Here is a 22,760-nt window from a genome sequence, read left to right on the forward strand (position 1 = left end):
GTGAACATCTCGAAATTCTTCATTGACCGGCCCATCTTCGCCGGCGTGCTGAGTGCGGTGATCCTGCTCGCAGGTGTCATCGCGCTCACCAAGCTGCCGACGGCCGAATATCCCGAAGTGGCACCGCCTTCCGTGGTGGTACGCGCGCAATACCCGGGCGCGAACCCCAAGGTGATCGCCGAGACGGTCTCCGCGCCGATCGAGGAGCAGATCAACGGCGTGGAAGACATGCTGTACATGCAGTCGCAAGCCAACAGCGATGGCAATACCGCGACCACCGTGACCTTCAAGCTGGGCACCGACCCGGACAAGGCGGCACAGCTGGTACAGAACCGCGTGGCGCAGGCCCTCCCGCGCCTGCCCGAAGACGTACAGCGCCTGGGCGTGACGACGGTGAAATCGTCGCCGACGCTGACCATGGGCGTGAGCGTCACCTCGCCCAGTGGCAAGTACGACCTGACCTACCTGCGCAACTACGCGCTCATCAACGTCAAGGACCGCCTCGCCCGCGTGCCGGGCGTGGGTGAGGTCGTGATGTGGGGTGCGGGCGACTACGCCATGCGCGTGTGGCTGGATCCGAACAAGGTGGCCGAGAAGGACATGACGGCGTCCGATGTGGTGAAGGCCATCCGCGAGCAGAACGTGCAGGTCGCCGCCGGCATCGTGGGCGGTGCGCCCATGTCGAAGGACGTACCGCTCCAGCTCTCCGTGAACGCGCAGGGCCGTCTTAAGACCGAGCAGCAGTTCCGCGACATCATCCTGAAGAAGAACGCGGACGGCGGCATCACCCACCTCTCCGACGTCGCCCGTGTGGAACTGGATTCCTCGGAGTTCGCCCTGCGCGCGCGCCTGGACAACAAGGAGGCCGTGCAGCTGATCATCTTCCAGCAGCCCGGCGCGAACTCGCTGCAGATCTCCGACGACGTACGTGCCGCCATGGCGGACATGAAGAAGGACATGCCGGAAGGCGTGGACTACGCCGTCAAGTACGACCCCACGCAGTTCGTGCGTGAAAGTATCGACGCGGTGATCCACACGCTGTTCGAAGCGATCCTGCTTGTCGTTCTGGTGGTGATCGTCTTCCTGCAGACCTGGCGCGCATCGCTCATCCCGCTCCTGGCCGTGCCGGTGTCCATCGTCGGTACGTTCTCGCTGATGCTCGCTTTTGGTTACACCATCAACGCGCTTTCTCTTTTCGGCATGGTGCTTGCCATTGGCATCGTGGTCGACGACGCCATCGTGGTCGTGGAGAACGTTGAACGGAACATCGCCAGTGGCCTGAGCCCGCGTGATGCGACCTACCAGGCCATGCGCGAAGTGAGCGGCCCGATCGTGGCCATCGCGCTGACGCTCGTCGCCGTGTTCGTCCCGCTCGCCTTCATGTCGGGCCTGACCGGCCAGTTCTATCAACAGTTCGCCATGACCATCGCCATCTCGACGGTGATCTCCGCCTTCAATTCACTGACCCTGTCCCCGGCGTTGGCGGCCATTCTCCTGAAGGGCCATGACGCGCCGAAGGACGGCTTGTCGCGCCTGATGGATCGCGTCTTCGGTCGCTTCTTCGCGCTGTTCAACAAGGCCTTCCATCGGGGCTCCAACGCTTACGGCCGCGGTGTCAGCCGCGTGATCGGCCGCAAGGCGCTGATGCTCGGCATCTACGTCGTGCTGCTGGCCGCCGCCGGCGTGCTGGGCAAGACCGTACCGGGCGGCTTCGTGCCGGCGCAGGACAAGGATTACCTGGTGAGCATCGCCCAGCTTCCGGCGGGCTCGTCGCTGGAGCGTACCGATGCGGTGGTCCAGGAGATGACGGCTATCGCCCTGAAGGAGCCTGGCGTGGTCGCCGTGCCTTCGTTCCCCGGCTTGTCCGTGGCCGGCTTCGCCAACTCCTCGTCGGCCGGCCTTGTTTTCCCGGTGCTGGCCCCGTCGAAGGAACGCGGCAAGGCCCTGTCGGCCGACAAGATCGCCGCATCGCTCAACGCGAAGTACGCGAAGATCAAGGGCGCACAGATCGCGACGTTCCCGCCACCGCCGGTCTCCGGCCTGGGCGCGCTGGGTGGTTTCAAGCTGCAGATCGAAGACCGTGGCGCGCTGGGCTATGAAGCGCTGAACGATGCCGTGCAGGCCTTCATGAAGAAGGCGGCACAGGCACCGGAGCTTGGCCCGATGTTCACCAGTTACCAGATCAACGTGCCGCAGCTCGACGTGAACCTCGACCGTGCCAAGGCCAAGCAGCTGGATGTGAATGTCACGGACGTGTTCGACACGATGCAGATCTACCTGGGCTCGCTGTACGTCAACGACTTCAACCAGTTCGGCCGCGTCTACCAGGTCCGCGCACAGGCCGACGCGCCGTTCCGCAAGAACGCCGATGCGATCGGCCAGCTGAAGACGCGTAACGCCAACGGCCAGATGATCCCGCTATCGTCGCTGGTGACGGTGAAGCCGACCTACGGACCCGAGACCGTCGTGCGCTACAACGGCTTCACGGCGGCCGATATCAACGGTGGTCCGGCCCCGGGTTACTCCTCCGGCCAGGCCCAGGCTGCCATCGAGCGCATCGCCGCGGAGACGCTTCCGCGCGGTATCCGCTTCGAATGGACCGACCTGACCTACCAGCAGATCCTCGCGGGCAACTCGGCGCTGTGGGTGTTCCCGATCAGCATCCTCCTGGTGTTCCTGGTGCTGGCCGCGATGTACGAAAGCCTGACCCTGCCGCTTGCGATCCTGCTGATCGTGCCGATGAGCATCCTTAGCGCGCTGTTCGGCGTGTGGCTGACCCACGGTGACAACAACATCTTTACCCAGATCGGCCTGATGGTGCTGGTGGGTCTTTCGGCCAAGAACGCGATCCTGATTGTCGAGTTCGCCCGCGAACTGGAGATGGACGGCCGCGGCATTGTCGAGGCGGCGATCGAGGCCAGCCGGCTGCGCCTGCGCCCGATCCTGATGACCTCGTTCGCCTTCATCATGGGTGTGATCCCGCTGGTGACGTCGACCGGTGCCGGTGCCGAGATGCGCCAGGCCATGGGTATCGCCGTGTTCTTCGGCATGCTCGGCGTCACCCTCTTCGGCCTGATGCTGACGCCCGTCTTCTACGTGTTGCTGCGCAAGCTGGCGGGTAGCAAACCGCTGGTCGACAAGCACGGTACGCACGTCCACATGAATCTTGATGCGGCTTCGGCCCACTGAGGATTGAGTCATGAAAACCGAATTTATGGGTCGATGGTTCAAAGGCGCCACTGCGGTGGCCGCTACGCTCATCCTTGCCGCCTGCTCCCTGGCACCGGCCTATCACGCGCCTGCCGCTCCCGCCGACGCCAGCTTCAAGGAGCTGTCCCCGGCGTGGTCGCAGGAGACCGCCACGGCGCTCGATGGCAGCACATGGAAGGCCGCCATGCCGTCGGAAGAATCGGCACGCGGTGAGTGGTGGAAGATCTTCAACGATGCAGTACTCGACCAGCTCGAGCGCCAGGCACAGGATGCCAACCAGGACCTCAAGGCGGCGGCAGCGCGCGTGAAGGAGGCACGCGCGCTCAACCAGGTCGCGCGCGCCGGACTGTTCCCGTCCGTCGACGCCGGCCTTGGCGCGACGCGCCAGCAACCCTCCGCCGCGTCGCAGGGCCTGTCGGATGGAACGCATGTCCAGCCTTCCACCGTGTACCGCGCGCAGGCAAACGTAGCGTATGAAGTGGACCTGTTTGGGCGCGTCGCATCGTCCGTCGATGCCGCGAAGGCGGACACCCAGCGCAGCGAGGCGCTGTTCCGCTCGGTGCAACTGGCGCTCCAGGCGGATGTGGCACAGAACTACTTCGCACTGCGCGAGCTGGATGCGGAAGCCGCTGTTTACACCCGTGCGGTATCCCTGCGCGAGGACGCGCTGAAGCTGTTGAAAAGTCGCTTCAGCGAAGGCGATATCTCCGAGGTGGATGTCCTGCGTGCCGAATCGGAACTGGCCACCGCCCGCTCCGCCGCCATGACGACGGAACGCCTCCGGGCGGCGTCCGAACACAGTCTCGCCGTGCTGCTCGGCAAGACCCCGGCCGGGTTTGCGCTGCCGGCCAGCCCTCTCGTCGCCGTCAACCTGCGCATCCCTGCCGGCCTGCCTTCCTCGTTACTTGAGCGCCGCCCGGACATCGCGGCAGCGGAGCGCGCCATGGCCGCGGCGAACGCGAGGATCGGTGTCGCGAAGGCGGCTTTCTTCCCGTCGTTGTCGCTCACCGGTACGGGAGGCTTCGAGTCTTCCTCGTTCGGTAACCTGTTCAAGTGGAGCAGCCGCTCGTTCCTGCTCGGGCCGCTGGCTGGTACGGCGCTGAACATCCCGCTGTTCGATGGGGGCAAGCGCAAGGGCGACCTGGCCAATGCCAGGGCCACGTTCGAGGAACAGGCGGCGACCTACCAGCAGCAGGTGCTGGTCGCATTCCGCGAGGTGGAGGACAACCTCGCCATGCTGCGCATCCTCGAGGACCAGACGAAAACGCAGGCCGATGCCGTGGCTTCGAGCGCGAGGGCGGAAGTACTGCTTCGTTCGCAGTACACCGAGGGCGCGACCAACTACCTGGACGTCATCGATGCGGAGCGCAGCGTACTGAACGCACGCCGCGATACGGTGCAGCTCGAAGGCCTGCAGGCGATCGCCACGGTGAACCTGATCCGTGCGCTGGGTGGTGGGTGGGACGACACGGCGAATCCACCCGCCGCGCCGGTCGCGGTTCGCTGAGGGGGAGACCAGCATGGAGCGATTCACTGCCCTCGAAACCTTCGTCCGCGTGGTGGACCTGGGTTCCTACACCGCTGCGGCCAGGCAACTGGGTATCAGCCAGTCAGGTGCCTCCAAGGCCATCACGCGACTGGAGGCGGACCTTGGGGTCCGCCTTCTCCACCGCTCCACGCGCAACGTCAACACGACCGATGCCGGCCTTCGCCTCCATACCGAAGCCAAGGAGGCGTTGGCACGCATCGATGATGCCCTGCGCGCACTACGCGAGGAGGCCGGGAGCCTGACCGGTAAGGTGCGTGTGGCGGCGCCGCCAGGGTTCGCGAGGCAGTACGTCGTCTCCGCGCTCCCGCAGTTCCTCGAGCAACACCCCGGCATGGAAGTGGAGATGGTGATGGACGACGACATAGGCGATACCGCGGAGGCGCGCATCGACATCTGCTTCCGCCACGGCGAACCCCACCGGAAGATTTCCGGCAGCCGGCGCATCGGAACGGCGCGCCGGCTCGTCGTGGGTTCCCCACACTATCTCGCACGCCACGGCACGCCTTCGGACCCCGCGGACCTGGCCGGGCACCAGGCGGTGGTCGGCCCGCGCGAGAAGCCTTCGAATGTCTGGTGGTTCACGCACGCCGATGAAGTGCGCCGCGTCGAACTCAAAGGGCGGCTCAGCGTCGGCTCGCGGGAAGCGCTACGCGAGTCGCTACTTGCGCACGCCGGACTCGCTGTCGTGTCGGAGTGGGATGTCGCGGCCGAACTGGATGCCGGCACCCTGGTGGCCGTGCTTCCCGAGTGGTCGCTGCCAGTGGATGAAATCTGGGCGGTCGCATCCGGTGGACGCCTGAGCGGGCCTGCGGCGCGGGCGTTCATCAACTTCGTGGAGTCGTCCATTCCACGGCGGTAGGGAGCGCGTGGGGCGTCTTCAACTGTCGCCCGAGGGGCTACACCGTGGCGCAGCTATCCGGCTTTAACGGCCTGGTGGAACGGATCACGCTCCTTACATGACCTTGCTGGCGGAGATCGCCATGAATCTGGAAAGTCGAACCCTGGTCGCGGCCACCGACCGGTGCCCGTTGCGCGAGATCTTGCGGACGGGCCTTGGTGCGAGCGTCTCCGTCGCGCTCGCTGGCACCGTACCCGCGCTATGGCATGGCCACGCACAGGACGCGACATGGCTCATCGGATCCATCGGTGCTTCAGCCGTGTTGATGCATGCGTTTCCGCAGTCGGCCAGTGCGCGGCCTTACGCCGTGATCGTCGGCAACCTCGTATCCGCCATGGCTGCGCTCGCGTTGACCCACGTGCCGCTTCCCGTCGCGTTGGTCGCCGCACTCGCCGTCGGGAGCGCCGTCGTGGCGATGTCGCTGCTCCGGGCATTCCATCCACCCGGCGCCGGCCTCGCGCTCATGACGGCGCTCGGCGGCGTCCGGCCGCTGGCGGACTCCCTGGCGTTCGTGTTGGTGAGCGTGCTCGCCACCTCGCTGGTGCTCGTCGTTTCTATGCGGATGCTGTCGTCACGGGGCGCGCTGAAGCGCTGGGGCAGCTCGGCCTGGGCATTCATGACCGCCGGCCATGATTGTCGCGACCGGGGAGACAGTGTTCCTTAGGTTCGCGGATTTATCGCCGGGGTGGCGATGCCTAAATTAGATCCATCGCGACAGGCACCCTCCGGCGCCGGCGACATTCCTCTCGGAGGAATCCCCATGAAGCTCTATATCGCCAAGGCCACCTGCTCGCTCGCCGTGCAGACCGTACTGAATGAACTGGGTGTGGACGTCGGCCTCGTGCACTACGACGTGTTCGGCAAGTCGCTTTCGGATGGCGGCTCGTTCGATCTCATCAACGAACTTGGCTATGTGCCGGTCCTGGAACTGGATACGCCGAACAAGGACCGCCTGACCGAGACCGCGACGATCGTTTCCTACCTGGCGGACACGTACGGCAACGGCACGATCGCTCCGGCCCGCGGCACGCTCGAGCGCGTGCGCGTCGAACAGCTGCTGGCCTTCACCGGCACCGAGCTTGCACAAAAGCATATCCCGCTCATGCGCAAGCTCCTCACTGAAGAAGGCACCGCGTGGACGCGCGCGAAGCTCGTCAAGGCGTACGGCCTGCTCGACACGCTGCTTTCGGATGGTCGTGCGTACATCACGGGCGAGCACTTCACGATCGCTGACGCTTATATCTGGGGCACGATGTGGCACGAACGTTCAGGCGCCGAGATCGGCCACCTCGAGCATCTGATGGCGTACAAGGCGCGCGTCGAGGCACGTCCCTCGGTCCAGAAAGCCTGGCGTGATGAAGCTGAGGCAGTCGAGGCCCATCTCGGCGCCGAGGCTGCCTGAGCACCACCATCCCGGCTTACGCTGCGGCGCCGGTTCCCAGGCTCCTGAGCACCGGAAGAAGTTCGGAAGGTTCCGGCCTACCTCGTTGTTGATAGCGGCGAGGTCGATGCTGAAGCTCTTGTAGACATCGACGAGGTAGGCCGGGAACTCGAAGCGCAAACCGAAAAGGTCTTCATGGCAGTAGATTGACATATCTCTAATTACCGATATATTGCCAGCCATGGAACTGCTCGACGTGTTCAAAGCCCTATCCAACCGCACGCGTCTGGAAATCCTCAAAGGGTTGAAGGACCCAGCGAAGAACTTCCCGCCCCAGGACGAGGGCGATGTCCACACGGTCGGCGTGTGCGTCAGCAGTATCCAGGAAGGCGTCGGCCTCTCGCAGTCAACGGTCTCGGACTACCTCGCAACCCTCCAGCGAGCAGGACTCGTAGACGTCCGTCGCATCGGCCAGTGGACTTATTACAAGCGAAACGAAGCTGCGATCAGCGCCCTGGCGGCCTTGATCGGAAGAGAGTTGTGATTGTTTTGCCTCATAATATCGGTATTTCCCGATATCTCGTTCTAATGAATCAAGGATTGCAATGAAAGCGATGCTGCTCAAGGCGTTTGGTGGCCCCGAAGTATTCGAATCCCACGAGGTTCCGAAGCCGATGCCGGGCCCGGGCGAGGTGCTCGTGAAGGTGTATGCGACGTCGGTCAACCCATTGGATTACCAGGTTCGACGTGGGGACTATCCGGACTACGTTCCACTCCCCGCCATCACCGGTCATGACGTGTCGGGCGTCATCGAGGAGGTTGGCGCGGGCGTCACCGCTTTCTCACCCGGCGACGAAGTCTGGTACACGCCACAGATCTTCCATGGCCCGGGGAGTTACGCCGAATATCACGTGGCCGCAGAAGGCATCGTGGGGAAAAAGCCCGCGTCGCTGAGCCACCTCGAAGCCGCAAGCCTTACGCTCGTAGGTGGCACCGCTTGGGAGGCACTCGTCGTCCGGGCAGGCCTTCGCGTTGGCGAGAGTATCCTCGTGCATGGCGGCGCGGGCGGAGTCGGTCATGTAGCCATCCAGGTTGCCAAGGCGATAGGCGCCCGGGTGTTCACCACGGTGCGCGAGGCGGATTTCGAGTTCGCGCGAAGCGTGGGCGCAGATGACGTGATCGACTATGAAAAGGAAGATTATGTCGACGTCATCATGCGTGAGACGGCCGGTCGCGGCGTCGACGTCGTGTTCGATACCATTGGCGGAACGACTTTGTCGCGTAGCCCGGACGTCCTCGCGCAACTAGGCCGCGTCGTCACCATCGTGGATATTTCCCAGCCGCAAAACCTGGTGCAAGCGTGGGGCAAGAACGCCAGCTACCATTTCATCTTCACCCGACAGAATCGCGGCAAGCTCGATGAGCTGAGCGCATTGATTGCGCGTGGCCAGCTTCGACCCCGCGTCGGCGCCGTTTTCTCACTGGATGACATAGCGCGTGCGCATGCACTGCTGGAGACACCCAACCACGGCGTCCAGGGAAAAATCGCCATTGCCGTGCACGATGGAATCATGCCGCGATGATCTACGAAATCGCCGTTCTTCCAGTAAGGAAGGAAAATCCCGATGGCTTCCGCGACTCGTTCTCGAAGGTCGCCCCGCTTTTGCAGCGAGCGAGAGGGTATCTAGGGCATTTGCTCGCACAGGGCATCGAAGACCCGGGCCAATTCAACCTCATCGTCCGGTGGCAGTCGCTGGACGATCACTCCCCTGGATTTGAAGCAAGCGACGACCACCGGCTGTTCATGCTGGAACTCACGCCACACTTTTCAGGCGAACCGCACGTGTATCACGTTGAGGGCGAAGCTAGCTGGTTGACGTAAGGAGATGGTCGGAAATGAGGGAAATACGTCCTTTCTCCTCGGGTCCGGCGTGACGACAATGCTTTCGGCGCGGTGAAGGCTTTGGGAGGCTTGCCATGGCCGTTACGGTCCTGCCAACGCACGTCGTCTTCGCCAGGCTCCCGGAGTTACCTTCCGCCGCCTGACGAACGCATTCGTAAAGTGGCTCTGATCAGAGAACCCACATCGATAGGCGATCTCCGAAAGCGGCAGGCAGGTGGTCTCGAGGAGCCGTTCAGCACTGACGACTCGCCTTTCCATGTGCCAGCACCGCGGCGTCACCCCGATGGTGTCCTTGAACATCCGCGAGAAATGAGCTCGTGAGAGGAAGCACGCACGAGCTGCGAGGTTAATGGCCTCGCTAAGATTGTCTTCTGTCTCCAGCGCTTTGGTGGCGACCATGATGCGAAGTCCAAGGAGGTGCTTCGCTCTCGGCTTCGACGGCTTCTGACGTATCACGCAATCACTCGGCATTCGTGGCATGCCGGTCGAAGCACTCAATGAGCATTTCAGTCAGCACACGAACCTTTCGTGGCGGCTGCGGGCTCGGCGGACGGATGACAAAGATACCCGCCGTGGGCGGCGGGTATCGCGTCATGACAGGCACGAGTTGACCGGCCGCCACATGGACATCGGTAATGCCGTCCGGCACGTAGGCGAGACCCAGCCCGGCCAATGCGGCGGCAACCAGCGCGGTTCCGTTATCTGACTTGAACCGTCCCCGGGGGCGGACCGTGATCACCTTCTCGCCGTCCATGAATGTCCAGCTCTCCGTTCCCTGCATAAGCGCCTCATGCGCCTGGATCTCGTCCGGCGTATCGGGGGCGCCGTGCGCCTCGATATAGGCCGGACTCGCGACAAGCTTTCCGTACATCGGGCCAACTCGCCTGGCGACGAGATTTGAATCCGGCAGGTAGCCAAGCCGGATAGCGCAGTCGTAGCCTTCAGTTACGAGATCCACGAAGCGATCGCTGTAGCACGTCTGGATATGCAACTGCGGATAGCGACGCGCCATATCCGCGATCACCGGTGCCAGGTGCGTAGGACCGAAGGAGAGCGGCGCAGCAATGCGTAGACGGCCGCGTAGATCGCCTTCCTGCGAAATGGTATCGACCGCCGCGTCAATTTCCGCACACGCCCTCGCGGCGTGATCACGGAAGGCTTCCCCTGCCTCGGTCATGACCGCCCCGCGCGTGCTGCGGGCCAGTAGCTGTACGCCAAGATCAGCTTCCAGCCTGGCGATCTGCCGACTGACCACCGACTTGGTGACTCCAAGCCGCCGCGCAGCCGGCGACACGCCACCCGCTTCAGCGACTTCAACGAACGTTCTCAGATCATCGATTTCCATTTGCGTTCCCCATTCCGCGACACCGCGTCGCGCTTGACGGTGCTACCTCCATGGCAAGGAGGGTGGCACTGTGGATGAGAGAGTTCTGCCACGGCAAGGGCGAGCTTTTTACCAGCATCTCATCAAAATGACATCTGAGGATCAGAATGAAATTTCGCAATGGTCTCGATTCGCTGCTACGGCCGGAAGACTCCGTCGTCGTCCTGATCGATCATCAGCCGTACCAGCTGGCGAACCTTAACAGCCATGATCCACAGGCCGTCGTGAACAACGCCACCGCACTGGCGAAGCTTGCCAAGGCTTTTGATGTCCCGACCATCCTGACCAGCGTCGTTGCGGACCGCGGCGGTTACATCTTTCCCGCCATTACCGACGTATTCCCAGGGCAGGAGGTCATCGACCGTACGTTCATCAATACCTGGCAGGACAAGAAGGTCGTTGATGCGGTGAAGGCCACGGGCCGCAAGCAGCTCATCATCGCGGGACTCTGGACAGAGATCTGCGTCGCCATGCCGGTGATCCAGGCGCTCGGCGAAGGCTGGGACACGACCGTCATCACGGATGCATCGGGTGCCGTCTCCGTCGAAGCGCACGAAGTGGCCATCCAGCGCATGACAGCGGCCGGCGCAAACATGATGACCTGGGTGGCACTCGCTGGCGAATGGCAGCGCGACTGGGCCCGAACCGAACACGCCGAGGCGATGACCGACGTCTTCAAGTATCACGCGGCCGGAAGCGGCATGGCGTACTACTGGGAGCAACAGCTGCTCAATACGCCGGTGAAGAAGTAAGTATCTTGACGATCAGGGACCAGAACATGTCGACCGGGACGGACTATGACGCGATCATGCGAGCGAACCTGACGCGCGTCTTTGGCGAACGGGACGCAGCGTTGCGAATCAAGGCAGTACGGGAGCTATACGCCGAGGATGCGGTGCTCTACGAGCCGGAGCATTCCGCGAAGGGGCACGCCGCCATCTCCCAAGCCGTGACGGAGCTTCTGGATCGAATGCCAGTCGACTTTGCGTTCCACGCGATCCGACCCGCGGTTGGACACCACGGCGTGGGGCGGTTGCAGTGGCGCGGTGGGATCGCGGGCGCGCCTCCGCTGGTGACGGGCCTGGATGTTGCACACGTGCAGGGTGGTCTGATCCAGACACTTCATGTCTTCATCGATCAGCCGGCGGAGTAAGTTAAGGCTCCCTCTGGATAGAAGACCCGAGGTCAGGGCGGGGGCGGGCCCTATCAGGATGGTTTGCCCCCGCCTACACCTCGTCGGCATGCTGCTACACGTGCCCAGCGATACCGCGGTGCCGTTCAATCCATCCCACGGTCTTCTCGACGCCGCCGAACGGGAAAAAGTGGAGATGCACCGTCCCGTCTTCTTCCGTCAGCCCCGTAGCCAGCTGCTCGACGAAATGCTCCGGCCCAGCCGTACCCAGGAGCTTGCCGATCGAAATGCCGTACTTGGCGAGCATTGAAGCGGCAGCACCCACGCCGCACATGGCCGCGTAGCGCGCGAGTACGGCGATACCGGCGGGGCCCGGCACGCCTACGCGCACCTCGTGCCCGATGCCGCGCCCGCGCAGCTCCTTCAACCACGTGAGGACGATGCCGGCATCGAACGCGAACTGCGTAACGATCAGGGGCGTCATCCCGCGATCGCCGATACGCTGGCATTTGCGCTCCAGTACATCCCACCGGTCGGCCATGCTCATCACCGAGTGGGCCTCGGGATGTCCACCGACGCCAACCACCTTGACGCCCGAGCGCTCGAACACGCCCGTCTCGATCACCGCAAGGCTCTCGGCGAACGGTCCCTTGGGCACCGACAGGTCACCCGCGATGAGGAAGAAGCGCTCGACGCCGGCCTCGGCGACGGCGCGTTCGACGAACGCATCAAGCTCGGCGTGCGAATGGAGATGCCGCGCGGCGATGTGTGGCATGGGCTCGAAGCCAAGCTCCCGCACGGTGCGCGCAGCGGCCAGCCGTGCTTCATCGCTCTCGCCTGGCAGGTAGGGAATGAAGATCGTCGACGCAGGCGGGATCCGTGGCGCCGCCGCCGTGAGGGCGGCCATGCTCTTCGTGCCGACCTCCAGCGAATAGCCGTCTATGAGGCCGTTCATATGATTCGTGCTCATGGATCAGTGAAATTTAACCATTTTATTTCATGGCCAGCCGTCGCTAGCATCCCAAGCTTACGCGGTCCTGCCGCTCCCCTCGCTCAACGCAAGAGTAGACATGATCCGTCCCCTCCGTGCCGTTGCCGTCTCTGGCGGTCTGCAGCGTCCCTCCAGAGCCATGGCCCTGGCGGTGCACCTGCTGGACCTGATCGCCAGCGAAGTGGCCTGCGACCGGCACCTGGTGGAGCTGGGCCATCTCGCGCCACAACTGGGCGGAGCCATCTGGCGTTCGCAGCTCCCGGACGCCGTGGAGCGGGAGCTCGTAGCGGTTGAACAGGCGGATGTCCTGATCGTGGCGACGCCGGTCTACCGCGGCGCCTACACCGGGCTGTTCAAGCATTTCTTCGATTTCATCGGCCAGGACGCCCTGGTCGATAAGCCTGTCCTGCTGGCCGCCACGGGCGGCAGCGAGCGCCATGCGCTGGTGATCGACCACCAGTTGCGGCCGCTCTTCAGCTTCTTCCAGGCACGCACGTTGCCCCTGGGCATCTACGCGACCGACAAGGACTTCGTCGATTACCAGCTGCATAACGACGCCTTGATCGAGCGAGCCCGGCTCGCGATCGAGCGTGCCTTGCCACTGGTCGCATTGACACACCGTGCCGGGTCCCCGGCCGCTGGAAACGTCGCGGCAGCCTGAACGCGCGACCGACCATCGCTTCCCGAACTACCACGGCGGCTCAAGATCCCGCCGACGAACCAAGGGTGCAAGACAGACATGAGCAGGGAATTCACCTTCCGCATCAAGAGTACGCGCTTCGATGAGGACTACCGTCCCTCCGAGAGCACCCGCATCACGACCAACTTCGCGAACCTCGCAAGGGGTGAGAGTCGCGCAGACAACCTGCGCAACACCCTGCGGATGATCGACAACCGCTTCAACAGCCTCGCGCACTGGGACAACCCCACGCGGGATCGCTACTCGGTCGAGCTGGACATCATTTCCGTCGAGATGGCCATCGACACCGCGGACAGTGGCGACGCGTTCCCGCTGATCGAGATACTGAAGACGACGGTGGTCGATAACGAAACCGGCGAGCGCATCGATGGCATGGTGGGAAACAACTTCTCATCCTACGTGCGCGACTACGATTTCAGCGTGCTGCTGCCTGAGTACAACCAGGATCGCCCCACCTTCGGTGCGCCCGATGGCTTCGGCGAGCTGCACGGCAAGCTCTTCAGGCACTTCCTGAACTCGGATGCCTACAAGGAGCACTTCAGCAAGCCGCCGGTGATCTGCATCAGCGCGTCGAGCAGCAAGACCTACCATCGGACGGGGATCCAGCACCCGATCCTCGGCCTCGAGTACCGGCAGAACGAGTTTTCATCGACCGACCAGTATTTCGAGAAGATGGGCCTGCAGGTCCGTTTCTTCATGCCGCCGGATAGCGTCGCACCCCTCGCCTTCTACTTCCGTGGTGACCTGCTCGGCAGCTACAGCACGCTCGAGCTCATCAGCCTCATCAGCACCATGGAAACGTTCCAGAAGATCTACCGACCCGAGATCTACAACGCGAACTCCGCGGCCGGCCACACGTACCAACCCAGCCTGAAGCACCAGGACTATTCGTTGACGCGCATTGTCTACGATCGCGAGGAGCGCAGCCAGCTGGCCGTCAAGCAGGGCGAGTTCACGCACCAGCATTTCATCAAGCCGTACAAAGCCATCCTCGAGCAGTGGGCTGCCAGCTACGCCGCCTGATCCACCAGACCAGAAGAAAACAATCCTCCATGAAAAGAATCCTCCCGACGTCGACCGCTGGCAGCCTGCCCAAGCCTTCCTGGCTCGCACAGCCGGAACAGCTCTGGTCGCCCTGGAAGCTCGACAACGAGCAGCTCGTTGAAGGCAAGCAGGATGCCCTGCGCTTGTCCCTGCACGAACAGCAGGTCGCAGGCATCGATATCGTCAGCGATGGCGAGCAGACGCGCCAGCATTTCGTCACCACGTTCATCGAGCACCTGAGCGGCGTGGACTTCGAGAAGCGCGAGACCGTCCGCATCCGTGATCGCTACGACGCGAGCGTGCCGACCGTCGTGGGCGCCGTGAGCCGGCCGAAGCCGGTGTTCGTCGAGGATGCGAAGTTCCTGCGCCAGCAGACCCGGCAGCCCATCAAGTGGGCGTTGCCCGGCCCGATGACGATGATCGACACGCTTTACGACGCTCACTACAAGAGCCGCGAGAAGCTCGCCTGGGAGTTCGCAAAGATCCTCAACCAGGAAGCGAAGGAGCTGGAAGCCGCTGGCGTCGACATCATCCAGTTCGATGAGCCGGCGTTCAACGTCTTCTTCGACGAAGTGAACGACTGGGGCGTTGCCGCCCTCGAACGCGCCATCGAAGGCCTCAAGTGCGAGACCGCCGTGCACATCTGCTACGGCTACGGCATCAAGGCGAACACCGACTGGAAGAAGACACTGGGCTCGGAATGGCGCCAGTACGAGGAGTCGTTCCCGAAGCTGCAGCGGTCGAACATCGACATCATCTCGCTGGAGTGCCACAACTCGCATGTCCCGATCGACCTGATCGAACTCGTAAGGGGCAAGAAGGTGATGGTCGGCGCGATCGACGTGGCCTCGGACATCGTTGAGACGCCGGAGGATGTGGCCAATACGCTGCGCAAGGCCCTGCGCTTCGTCGACGCCGACAAGCTCTATCCGTCCACCAACTGCGGGATGGCACCCCTGGCGCGCAAGGTGGCACGGGGCAAGCTCCATGCGCTTAGCGCCGGCGCGGCGATCGTTCGGGAAGAACTCTCCCGCTGACATCATTCCTTCATTTTCCGCATTGCAGCTTGCCGACGGACGCCGTCCCGTCCAGACTCGGCGGACCACAGGTGTCCTGCCGCTGTCATAGCGCGCAGGGTGAAACGGGAAGCCGGTCCGGGTGCCAACACCCCATTCCGGCGCTGCCCCCGCAACGGTAGGCGAGAACACCCGGCGACAAGCCACTGCGCACATGCGCGGGAAGGCGCCGGGGTGGGGCCACGGCCCCGCTCGCGAGCCCGGAGACCGGCCTGTGTCGGCGCGTATGCGCTGTTCCCGGGTGTTGCGGAGGGCAACCAGGCGAGCTGATCCAGGCCGCGGTTGCCCCACGCCCTGTCTCGTCTTGTCTCCTCCGCCCGCTCAACTCGCGGGTGTGCGATCTGGAGACATGACCATGAATAAGCTGGACCGAGTAAACCCCACCGTCGCGACGGTGAAGCTCCTTATCGATGGCGCCTTCGTGGAATCCGCCACGAACGACTGGCGGCCGGTGGTCAACCCGGCCACCCAGGCCATGCTTGCCCACGTGCCCTTCGCCACCACCGCCGAGGTGGATGCCGCGGTGGCCGCGGCGGCCGAAGCGTTCAAGACCTGGCGCAAGACGCCTATTGGCACGCGCGCGCGCATTTTCCTGAAGTACCAGCAGCTTATCCGTGAGCACATGGGTGAGCTGGCCGCCCTGCTGACGGCGGAACAGGGCAAGACGCTGCCGGATGCCGAGGGCGATGTGTTCCGTGGCCTCGAGGTGGTGGAACACGCCGCCGCGATCGGCAACCTGCAGCTCGGCGAGCTCGCGAACAACGTCGCGAACGGCGTCGACACGTACACCTTGCTGCAGCCGCTCGGCGTGTGCGCCGGCATCACGCCGTTCAACTTCCCGGCGATGATCCCGCTGTGGATGTTCCCCATGGCGATCGCCACGGGCAATACCTTCGTGCTCAAGCCCTCCGAGCAGGATCCGATGGTCACCATGCGCCTGGTCGAACTCGCGCTGGAGGCTGGCATCCCCAAGGGTGTGCTGAACGTCGTGCACGGTGGCGAGGATGTCGTGAACGCCCTGTGCGACCACCCGACGATCAAGGCCATCTCGTTCGTGGGTTCCACCCGCGTGGGTACGCACGTCTACCAGCGCGCCACGCTCGCCGGCAAGCGCGCCCAGTGCATGATGGGCGCGAAGAACCACGCCGTGGTTCTTCCGGATGCGAACAAGGAGCAGACGCTCAACGCCCTCGCCGGCGCAGCGTTCGGCGCGGCGGGCCAGCGTTGCATGGCGGCTTCGACCGCCGTATTGGTCGGTGAAGCACGCACGTGGATTCCCGACCTCGTCGCGAAGGCACGCACGCTCAAGGTCAATGCCGGTACGGAAACGGGCACCGATGTCGGCCCGCTGATTTCGTGCGCCGCACGCGACCGCGTCGAAGCGCTGATCGCCGCCGGCGTGGAACAGGGCGCGACCCTGGAGCTCGACGGCCGCAAGCCTTCGGTGCCGGGTTTCGATGACGGCAACTTCGTGGGCCCCACGATCTTCTCGAACGTGAAGCCGGGCATGCGCATCTATGACGAAGAAATCTTCGGACCCGTGCTCGTCATCCTCGCGGCCGATTCGCTCGATGAAGCCATCGAGCTGGTCAATGCGAACCCCAACGGCAACGGCACGGCCGTCTTCACCCAGAGCGGTGCCGCGGCGCGACGCTTCCAGGAAGACATCGATGTCGGCCAGGTCGGCATCAACGTGCCGATCCCGGTGCCCGTCCCGCTGTTCTCGTTCACCGGCTCGCGCGCTTCCAAGCTGGGCGATCTCGGCCCGTACGGCAAGCAGGTGATCCAGTTCTATACGCAGACCAAGACGGTCACCCAGCGCTGGTTTGACGACGAAACGCTCCACGCCGGCGTCAACACCACGATCCACCTGCGCTGATGGCCGCCGCAATGGATATGCATGCCACCCCTGGCCTGGTGGGGTTGAGTGACGACCAGGCGGCCTTCCGGGAGGCGGCACGGGAGTTCGCGCTCGCCGAACTCGGCCCGCATGCCGCCCATTGGGACGCGGAAAGCGAGTTCCCGCGCGAGGCCATCGGCAAGGCCGGTGAGCTGGGCTTCTGCGGGCTCTACGTGCCCGAGGAGGCCGGCGGCTCGGGGCTCACGCGCCTCGATGCGGCCATCGTGTTCGAAGAGCTGGCGGCGGTGGATCCTTCCACGGCCGCATTCATCAGCATCCACAACATGGCGACATGGATGCTCGCGGCACATGCCACCCCGGCGTTGCGCGATGACTGGTCCCCGTCGCTGGCGAGCGGCGCACGTCTCGCGTCGTACTGCCTGACCGAGCCGGGCGCGGGTTCCGATGCAGGTTCCCTGCGCACCCGGGCGGAACGCGACGGTGACCACTACGTCATCCATGGCAGCAAGGCCTTCATCTCGGGCGCCGGCGCGACGGACATGCTGGTGGTGATGGCCCGCACCGGTGGTGATGGCCCGAAGGGCATTACCGCCTTCGCCGTGCCTGCCGATGCCGACGGCATCAGCTACGGACGGAACGAGGAAAAGATGGGTTGGCACAGCCAGCCCACGCGCGGCGTGACCTTCGATGGCGTGCGCGTCCCTGCTGACCATCGGCTGGGTGCCGAAGGCGAGGGCTTTCGCATCGCGATGAAGGGGCTCGACGGCGGCCGGTTGAACATCGCCGCCTGCTCGCTCGGCGCGGCGCAGGGCGCGCTCGATGCCGCGCGCCGCTACATGGGCGAACGCCGGCAGTTCGGCAAGAAGCTGGCGGAGTTCCAGGCCCTGCAGTTCAAACTCGCCGACATGGCGACGGAACTGGTCGCCGCGCGGCAGATGGTGCACACCGCCGCGCGCAAGCTGGATGCCGGCAGCCACGATGCGACCGTGTGGTGTGCGATGGCCAAGCGCTTCGCCACCGACGCCGGCTTCGCCATCTGCAACGACGCGCTGCAGATCCACGGCGGCTACGGTTACATCCGCGAGTACCCCGTGGAACGGCTGCTCCGCGATTGCCGGGTCCACCAGATCCTGGAAGGCACCAACGAAATCATGCGCGTCATCGTGGCGCGCCACCTGCTCAACACCGACGAGGAATTGCGATGAGTCACGCGGACACGGCCTACCCGGGCCTGCATGTCGCCCATGAAGGCCACACGGCGGTCATCACGCTCACGAATCCACCCGCACATACCTGGACGCGCGAGAGCCTTGCCGGCCTGCGCGATCTCGTCCGCGCACTGGATGCCGACCGTTCCGTCTACGCGCTGGTGATCACGGGCGATGGCGAGAAGTTCTTCTCGGCCGGCGCGGACCTGAAGCAGTTCGCCGATGGCGATAAGGCGGTCGCGCGCGAAGCCGCACGTCGTTTCGGCGAGGCGTTCGAGACGTTGTCTTCGTTCCGCGGCGTGAGCATCGCCGCGATCAACGGCTACGCGATGGGCGGTGGCCTCGAGTGCGCGCTCGCATGCGACCTGCGCATCGCCGAGGCACACGCGCAGATGGCGCTGCCGGAAGCAAGCGTGGGTCTTCTTCCCTGCGCCGGCGGCACGCAGAACCTGGCCCGGCTGGTCGGTGAGGGCTGGGCCAAGCGCATGATCCTGCTGGGCGAGCGCGTGGATGCGGCCACGGCCGAGCGCATCGGCCTCGTGGAAGCCGTCGCGCCGAAGGGTGAAGGCAAGGCGCTCGCGCTTGCATGGGCCGAGAAGGCGACGAAGCAGAGCCCGGTAAGCCTTGCCGCCTGCAAGCGCCTCGTGCAGGCCACGCGTTCGCAGCCGTTGTCCACCGCACTGGTGGCGGAGCGGGAAGCCTTCGTCGACCTGTTCGACACCGCCGACCAGCGCGAAGGCGTCCAGGCCTTCCTCGACAAGCGCGCGCCCGAGTGGACCAACGCATGACCGCGAACGTTGCCCAGCCGCAGGACGAAAGCCCCGTGCTGTTTGAAGAGCGGCCGGCGGGTTCGTTCCGGATCGGCATCGCCACGCTCAACGCGCCGCGCACGCTCAACGGCCTGTCGCTCGACATGGCACGGCTGCTGGATGAACGCCTGGCTGCGTGGGCGGACGATCCTACGATCGCTTTGGTGGTGCTGCAGGGCGCGGGCGAAAAGGCCTTCTGCGCAGGCGGCGACCTGCACGGGCTGTACCGTTCGATGCAGGCGTTTCGCGAGGGCGGCCATGCCGATGTCCGTGAGAACCGCTACGCGAGCGAGTTCTTCGAGGTCGAGTATCGCCTTGACTACCGTATCCACACCTACGCCAAGCCCATCGTGTGCTGGGGGCATGGCATCGTGATGGGCGGCGGCATGGGCCTCATGGCCGGTGCGAGCCACCGCGTGGTCACCGAGCGCTCGCGCCTCGCCTTCCCGGAAATCACCGTCGGCCTCTACCCGGATGTCGGCGGCAGCTGGCTGCTGCACCGCGTACCGCTGCGGGGCGGCCTTTTCCTCGCCCTCACTGGCGCAGCACTGAATGCGGGCGATGCTATCTACGCGAACATGGCCGATATCCAGATCGCCAGCGACCAGCTCGACGCCGTCCTGGCCGCATTGGCCGCCGCGAACTGGAGCGATGACGCCGGCGACAACGCACATGCGGTGGATAACGTGCTGGCTGGCTTCGCTTCACCAGCGGCGCCGGGTCCGCTCCAGGCACACCAGGCGAGCATTGCCGCCATCGTCGCTAGCGACAGCCTCGATGCCATCGTCGAAGGCATCCTTGGCATGGAGGGCGACGACCCGTGGCTGGCCACCGCCAGGGAAACCCTCGCGGCCGGCGCGCCGGGTTCCGCGCGCCTCGCTTACGAACTGCAGCGCCGCGCCGCCGACCTGTCGCTGGCCGATGTGTTCCGGCTGGAGTACATCGCCTCGCTGCATTGCGCGGCCCATGGCGACTTCATGGAAGGCATCCGCGCGCTGCTCATCGACAAGGACCGCCAGCCGCGCTGGCGGCCGGCAACGTTGGCCGACGCCTCGAGCGACTGGGCCGACACCTTTTTCCAACTGAGGTGGGACGCGGCGGGCCATCCGCTCGCCGACCTCGGTGCCACGACGCATTCCGGAGCAAAGCCACAATGACGCAGATCGCCTTCATCGGGCTGGGCAACATGGGCGGCCCGATGGCCGCCAACCTCCTCAAGGCCGGCCACGCGCCGCGGGTTTTCGACCTGGTACCCGACGCCGTGGCCACCGCCGTGAGCCACGGTGCGGTCGCCGCGACGAGCGCACGCGACACGCTGGCCGGTGCCGAGATCGTGATCTCGATGCTGCCGGCGAGCCGACATGTCGAAGGGCTTTACCTCGGGACGGAAGGCATCCTTCCCCTGATTCCCGATGGCGCGCTGGTCATCGACTGCAGCACCATCGCACCTGCCGTGGCGAAGAAGGTGAGCGAGGCTGCGGCCGGGCGCGCCCTCGCCATGCTGGATGCGCCGGTCTCCGGCGGTACGGCCGGCGCTGCCGCCGGCACCCTGACGTTTATCGTCGGTGGCACGAACGACGCGCTGGAGCGCGCGCGTCCGGTACTGAACGCGATGGGCAAGAACATCTTCCACGTGGGCGATAGCGGCGCGGGCCAGGTCGCGAAGCTCTGCAACAACATGGCCCTGGGCGTCATCATGGCCGTGACCGGCGAGGCACTGGCACTCGGCGCGGCACACGGGCTGGACCCGGCGGTGCTCTCGCAGATGATGGCGGTGAGCACGGGCCGCAGCTGGGCGACCGAGGTATGTAACCCGTGGCCCGGCGTGCTCGAGAATGCGCCAGCCTCGCGCGGCTATACCGGTGGCTTCGGCACCGACCTGATGCTCAAGGATCTCGGCCTGGCCGCGGAAGCCGCGATGGGCGTCGGCGCGACGATCCCGCTGGGCGAACTGGCGCGCAACCTGTACGCGCTGAACAGCAAGGCGGGGCGCGGCGGTCTCGACTTCTCGAGCATCGTGAAGCTGGCTGCACCCGACGCATGAGTAAGCAGGGCATTCCTTCATGCTAGAGCGCGGACACCTCACCATTCTCCGCGCCGTGGAGCAGCAGGGCTCGCTGACCAAGGCGGCCGAGTTCCTCTGCCTGACCCAGTCGGCGCTGAGCCATACCATGCGCAAGCTCGAACGCGAGCTTGGCGCGGAACTCTGGCTGCGCCAGGGCCGTGCCTTGCGCCTGACACAGGCGGGGGAATACCTGCTCGCCGTCGCCAATCGACTCATTCCCCAGTTCGAACTCGCCGAAACGCGCTTGCGCCAGTTTGCCCAGGGCGAGCGTGGCACCCTGCGGATCGGGATGGAGTGCCACCCGTGCTACCAGTGGCTGCTGAAGATCGTGTCGCCGTACCTGAAGGCGTGGCCGGAAGTGGATGTCGACGTGAAGCAGAAGTTCCAGTTCGGCGGCATCGGCGCGCTGTTCGGCCACGAGATCGACCTGCTCGTTACGCCGGATCCGCTGTACAAGACCGGCCTGCACTACGAGCCGGTGTTCGACTACGAGCAGGTACTCGTCGTGAGCCAGTCGCATGCCCTGGCCGGACACGAGTGGCTCAAGCCCGAGCACTTGTCCAACGAAGTGCTCATCACGTATCCCGTTACGCTCGACCGCCTCGATGTATATAGCCAGTTCCTGCAGCCCGCCGGCATCAGCCCGCGGAAGCAGAAGGCCATCGAGACCACGGATATCATGATGCAGATGGTGGCGAGCGGGCGCGGTGTCGCGGCGCTGCCGCGCTGGCTTGCCGAGGAATACGCGGAGAAGATGCCGCTGGTAGCCCTTCGCCTCGGCAAGGGCGGTATCGCCAAGCAGATCCACCTGGGTGTACGGGAAACTGATATGGATATCGATTACGTCACCGCGTTCTTTGAACTGGCGCGGGCGCGTGGGCGGGCTGGGGCTCGTTGAGCTGGAAGTCTCAGTAACTCTGGATCGCCAGGAGAGCGCGCTCTCCGATCAGTCCAAGCTTGAGGGCTTTCAGGGCGTGTTCCCGTGCTGACACAGCCTGCGCCGCATCAAGGAACGCCGTCGCCTGCACCGCGATGAACTGTACCGACTTCAATCCGATGGTTTCGAGGACGACTGATAGGTACGGCATAAGGAAGTCGGGCTGACTGGCTCTTTCACCACTGAACACCAGGCCCGATGCGACGCCAATGAGCACGGGCCGGTCCCTCAGTAATCCAACCTTTCCGTTCGGTGTCGACTTGAACGTGCGGCCCGCACGAAGCACCTGGTCGATCCACGCCTTGAGTACCGACGGTACCGTGAAGTTGTTCATGGGCGTCCCGATGACGACCACGTCCGCCGCCTCGACTTCCCGGATAAGCAACTCGGACAAGTCGAGTGAGCCCGGCACGGGCGCGGCCAGAGTGGCTGGCGTCGACAGCGTCGTTGCGTAATCGGATGGAGCGTGCGGCACAGGCGTGATAGCCAGATCGCGCCGGGTGATGTCCGCATCAGGCGCCAGCGCAAGGATTCTTTCCACGATCGCTGCCGACAGCCGGCGACTGTGTGATTCCGGACGCGGACTGCAATCGATATGGAGGATATTCATGC

Annotated in this window: 23 protein-coding genes and 1 riboswitch; of the genes, 19 read left to right on the plus strand and 4 right to left on the minus strand. The window is 64.6% G+C overall.

Annotated features, from left to right (window positions below; translation table 11 throughout):
* From ACZ6YI_RS12280 to ACZ6YI_RS12315, 8 genes are all read left to right on the plus strand, one after another.
* The gene (locus ACZ6YI_RS12280; RefSeq protein WP_465778911.1) at positions 1 to 3,189 is read left to right on the plus strand and encodes an efflux RND transporter permease subunit; all 3,189 of its coding nucleotides are present in this window, start codon (positions 1 to 3) and stop codon (positions 3,187 to 3,189) included.
* Positions 3,190 to 3,199: 10 nt separating this feature from the next.
* Positions 3,200 to 4,717 carry an efflux transporter outer membrane subunit gene (locus tag ACZ6YI_RS12285; RefSeq protein ID WP_465778912.1) on the plus strand — a complete coding sequence of 506 codons (1,518 nt, stop codon included), beginning with the start codon at positions 3,200 to 3,202 and terminating at the stop codon, positions 4,715 to 4,717.
* Between the two features lie 13 nt (positions 4,718 to 4,730).
* Complete coding sequence (locus ACZ6YI_RS12290; RefSeq protein ID WP_465778913.1) at positions 4,731 to 5,618, plus strand: LysR family transcriptional regulator; 888 nt, start codon at positions 4,731 to 4,733, stop codon at positions 5,616 to 5,618.
* A gap of 97 nt (positions 5,619 to 5,715) precedes the next feature.
* The gene (locus ACZ6YI_RS12295) at positions 5,716 to 6,321 is read left to right on the plus strand and encodes an HPP family protein (RefSeq protein ID WP_465778914.1); all 606 of its coding nucleotides are present in this window, start codon (positions 5,716 to 5,718) and stop codon (positions 6,319 to 6,321) included.
* 96 nt (positions 6,322 to 6,417) lie between these two features.
* Positions 6,418 to 7,059, plus strand: a complete 642-nt coding sequence (locus ACZ6YI_RS12300; RefSeq protein ID WP_465778915.1) for a glutathione S-transferase C-terminal domain-containing protein — start codon at positions 6,418 to 6,420, stop codon at positions 7,057 to 7,059.
* Positions 7,060 to 7,279: 220 nt separating this feature from the next.
* Positions 7,280 to 7,582: an ArsR/SmtB family transcription factor gene (locus ACZ6YI_RS12305; RefSeq protein WP_465778916.1), complete on the plus strand. Its 303-nt coding sequence runs from the start codon at positions 7,280 to 7,282 to the stop codon at positions 7,580 to 7,582.
* A 61-nt stretch (positions 7,583 to 7,643) separates the two neighbouring features.
* Complete coding sequence (locus ACZ6YI_RS12310) at positions 7,644 to 8,621, plus strand: zinc-dependent alcohol dehydrogenase family protein (protein WP_465778917.1); 978 nt, start codon at positions 7,644 to 7,646, stop codon at positions 8,619 to 8,621.
* The gene (locus ACZ6YI_RS12315; RefSeq protein WP_465778918.1) at positions 8,618 to 8,920 is read left to right on the plus strand and encodes an antibiotic biosynthesis monooxygenase family protein; all 303 of its coding nucleotides are present in this window, start codon (positions 8,618 to 8,620) and stop codon (positions 8,918 to 8,920) included. Before ACZ6YI_RS12310 ends, ACZ6YI_RS12315 begins: the two co-directional genes overlap by 4 nt.
* A gap of 102 nt (positions 8,921 to 9,022) precedes the next feature.
* Here ACZ6YI_RS12315 and ACZ6YI_RS12320 read toward each other — a convergent pair whose 3' ends face one another.
* Together ACZ6YI_RS12320 and ACZ6YI_RS12325 are read right to left on the minus strand one after the other, a co-directional pair.
* A complete protein-coding gene (locus ACZ6YI_RS12320) occupies positions 9,023 to 9,421 on the minus strand; it encodes a helix-turn-helix domain-containing protein (RefSeq protein ID WP_465778950.1) in 399 nt (132 codons plus the stop codon).
* Positions 9,402 to 10,286: a LysR family transcriptional regulator gene (locus ACZ6YI_RS12325; RefSeq protein ID WP_465778919.1), complete on the minus strand. Its 885-nt coding sequence runs from the start codon at positions 10,284 to 10,286 to the stop codon at positions 9,402 to 9,404. Before ACZ6YI_RS12325 ends, ACZ6YI_RS12320 begins: the two co-directional genes overlap by 20 nt.
* 146 nt (positions 10,287 to 10,432) lie before the next feature.
* Here ACZ6YI_RS12325 and ACZ6YI_RS12330 point away from each other — a divergent pair, with 146 nt between their 5' ends.
* Together ACZ6YI_RS12330 and ACZ6YI_RS12335 are read left to right on the plus strand one after the other, a co-directional pair.
* Positions 10,433 to 11,077: a hydrolase gene (locus ACZ6YI_RS12330; RefSeq protein WP_465778920.1), complete on the plus strand. Its 645-nt coding sequence runs from the start codon at positions 10,433 to 10,435 to the stop codon at positions 11,075 to 11,077.
* A gap of 26 nt (positions 11,078 to 11,103) precedes the next feature.
* The gene (locus ACZ6YI_RS12335; protein ID WP_465778921.1) at positions 11,104 to 11,478 is read left to right on the plus strand and encodes a nuclear transport factor 2 family protein; all 375 of its coding nucleotides are present in this window, start codon (positions 11,104 to 11,106) and stop codon (positions 11,476 to 11,478) included.
* A 94-nt stretch (positions 11,479 to 11,572) separates the two neighbouring features.
* Here the strand turns inward: ACZ6YI_RS12335 and ACZ6YI_RS12340 are convergent, their stop codons facing one another.
* Positions 11,573 to 12,427 carry a methylenetetrahydrofolate reductase gene (locus tag ACZ6YI_RS12340; protein ID WP_465778922.1) on the minus strand — a complete coding sequence of 285 codons (855 nt, stop codon included), beginning with the start codon at positions 12,425 to 12,427 and terminating at the stop codon, positions 11,573 to 11,575.
* Between the two features lie 100 nt (positions 12,428 to 12,527).
* On the opposite strand from ACZ6YI_RS12340, the gene msuE reads away from it, so the two are divergent.
* From msuE to ACZ6YI_RS12385, 9 genes are all read left to right on the plus strand, one after another.
* A complete protein-coding gene (gene msuE, locus ACZ6YI_RS12345) occupies positions 12,528 to 13,109 on the plus strand; it encodes an FMN reductase (protein WP_465778923.1) in 582 nt (193 codons plus the stop codon).
* Between the two features lie 78 nt (positions 13,110 to 13,187).
* Positions 13,188 to 14,171 carry a DUF1852 domain-containing protein gene (locus ACZ6YI_RS12350; protein ID WP_465778924.1) on the plus strand — a complete coding sequence of 328 codons (984 nt, stop codon included), beginning with the start codon at positions 13,188 to 13,190 and terminating at the stop codon, positions 14,169 to 14,171.
* 29 nt (positions 14,172 to 14,200) lie between these two features.
* Positions 14,201 to 15,229 (plus strand): methionine synthase, encoded by a 1,029-nt coding sequence (locus tag ACZ6YI_RS12355; RefSeq protein ID WP_440327834.1) that lies wholly within the window; start codon positions 14,201 to 14,203, stop codon positions 15,227 to 15,229.
* A gap of 52 nt (positions 15,230 to 15,281) precedes the next feature.
* A riboswitch (cobalamin riboswitch) is annotated at positions 15,282 to 15,497 on the plus strand.
* 126 nt (positions 15,498 to 15,623) lie between these two features.
* Positions 15,624 to 17,147, plus strand: coding sequence for a CoA-acylating methylmalonate-semialdehyde dehydrogenase (locus ACZ6YI_RS12360; protein ID WP_465778925.1), 1,524 nt, complete (start codon positions 15,624 to 15,626; stop codon positions 17,145 to 17,147).
* A gap of 17 nt (positions 17,148 to 17,164) precedes the next feature.
* Positions 17,165 to 18,334: an acyl-CoA dehydrogenase family protein gene (locus tag ACZ6YI_RS12365; RefSeq protein ID WP_465778926.1), complete on the plus strand. Its 1,170-nt coding sequence runs from the start codon at positions 17,165 to 17,167 to the stop codon at positions 18,332 to 18,334.
* Complete coding sequence (locus tag ACZ6YI_RS12370; protein ID WP_465778927.1) at positions 18,331 to 19,125, plus strand: enoyl-CoA hydratase; 795 nt, start codon at positions 18,331 to 18,333, stop codon at positions 19,123 to 19,125. The genes ACZ6YI_RS12365 and ACZ6YI_RS12370 overlap by 4 nt, the downstream gene beginning before the upstream one ends.
* Positions 19,122 to 20,303, plus strand: coding sequence for an enoyl-CoA hydratase/isomerase family protein (locus ACZ6YI_RS12375; protein WP_465778928.1), 1,182 nt, complete (start codon positions 19,122 to 19,124; stop codon positions 20,301 to 20,303). The genes ACZ6YI_RS12370 and ACZ6YI_RS12375 overlap by 4 nt, the downstream gene beginning before the upstream one ends.
* Positions 20,300 to 21,190 carry a 3-hydroxyisobutyrate dehydrogenase gene (gene mmsB / locus ACZ6YI_RS12380; protein ID WP_465778929.1) on the plus strand — a complete coding sequence of 297 codons (891 nt, stop codon included), beginning with the start codon at positions 20,300 to 20,302 and terminating at the stop codon, positions 21,188 to 21,190. The genes ACZ6YI_RS12375 and mmsB overlap by 4 nt, the downstream gene beginning before the upstream one ends.
* Before the next feature lie 19 nt (positions 21,191 to 21,209).
* The gene (locus tag ACZ6YI_RS12385; protein WP_465778930.1) at positions 21,210 to 22,109 is read left to right on the plus strand and encodes a LysR family transcriptional regulator; all 900 of its coding nucleotides are present in this window, start codon (positions 21,210 to 21,212) and stop codon (positions 22,107 to 22,109) included.
* Between the two features lie 10 nt (positions 22,110 to 22,119).
* Here ACZ6YI_RS12385 and ACZ6YI_RS12390 read toward each other — a convergent pair whose 3' ends face one another.
* Positions 22,120 to 22,758 carry an FMN-dependent NADH-azoreductase gene (locus ACZ6YI_RS12390; protein ID WP_465778931.1) on the minus strand — a complete coding sequence of 213 codons (639 nt, stop codon included), beginning with the start codon at positions 22,756 to 22,758 and terminating at the stop codon, positions 22,120 to 22,122.
* Positions 22,759 to 22,760: the final 2 nt, after the last annotated feature.

The organism is Luteibacter sp. NPDC104163, assembly GCF_055584245.1.